This is a genomic window from Herbiconiux sp. 11R-BC, from assembly GCF_049472555.1.
Classification (GTDB): domain Bacteria; phylum Actinomycetota; class Actinomycetes; order Actinomycetales; family Microbacteriaceae; genus Herbiconiux.
Window position 1 is genome coordinate 1 of the sequence record NZ_JBCEBO010000011.1, and the last position, 1,078, is coordinate 1,078.

Annotated in this window: 1 protein-coding gene and 1 pseudogene; both read right to left on the reverse strand. The window is 66.4% G+C overall.

The window, feature by feature from the left end; all coding sequences use genetic code 11:
* On the reverse strand, positions 1–742 hold a 742-nt coding region (locus tag VD659_RS18890; protein WP_423262585.1), incomplete at its 3' end, for an FGGY family carbohydrate kinase.
* 196 nt (positions 743–938) lie between these two features.
* Positions 939–1,078: pseudogene (locus VD659_RS18895) on the reverse strand (aquaporin family protein); the annotation flags it as partial.

Here is a 1,078-nt window from a genome sequence, read left to right on the forward strand (position 1 = left end):
GAATGCCCGACACCGGAACCTCACGCAGCAGGTTCGACGACTCGACGGTGCCGTAGACCTCCGACGACGACTTGATCTCGGGCAGCATCGACTTCGGAACCCCGAAGTCGGCCAGGATGTCGTCGCGCCAGCTCAGCGTCTCGAGGTCCATGAACAGGGTGCGCGACGCGTTGGTGACGTCGGTGGCGTGCACGCCGCCATCCGTTCCACCGGTGAGGTTCCACAGCACCCAGCTGTCGGTGGTGCCGAAGATGAGGTCTCCGGCTTCGGCGGCCTCGCGGGCGCCCTCGACGTTCTCGAGGATCCAGACGATCTTCGTGCCCGAGAAGTAGGTCGCCAGCGGCAGGCCGACGATCTGCTTGTAGCGCTCCACGCCGAGCTCGCTGCCGGCCGCGAGGCGGTCGACGATCGACTGGGTGCGCGTGTCCTGCCAGACGATCGCGTTGTAGACCGGCTCACCCGTGTTCTTGTTCCACACCACCGCGGTCTCGCGCTGGTTCGTGATGCCCACGGCGGCGATGTCGTGGCGGGTCAGGTCGGCCTTCGAGAGGGCCTGGCCGATGACCTCTCGCACGTTGTCCCAGATCTCGACCGGGTTGTGCTCGACCCATCCCGCCTTCGGGAAGATCTGCTCGTGCTCCTTCTGACCGGTCGACACGATGGTGCCGGCGTGGTCGAAGATGATCGCGCGCGACGAGGTGGTTCCCTGGTCGATGGCCAGGATGTACTTCTGTTCAGTCATGTCTAACTCCTTTGTTCTTGCGACTTCGTAAATGGCTTACGGATGGAAGAGAAAGCTGCGGGCCGCGCTCGACGACCCAGGGTGAGCGCGCGGCCGCGTAGCGACCGCACGGGAACATGTCGCGCCGCGCCGGGCAAGGACCGGCGCGGTCCGCGATGGGCGCGCGAAGCACGCCCATCACGGCAGCCGCCACTGCTCAGGTGAGGATGGGGAGGAGCGGGATGGCCAGCAGGCCGGCCAGGACGCCGCCGATGATCGGGCCCACGACAGGCACCCAGGAGTAGGACCAGTCGGACGAGCCCTTGCCCTTGATCGGGAGCACGAAGTGCGCGATCC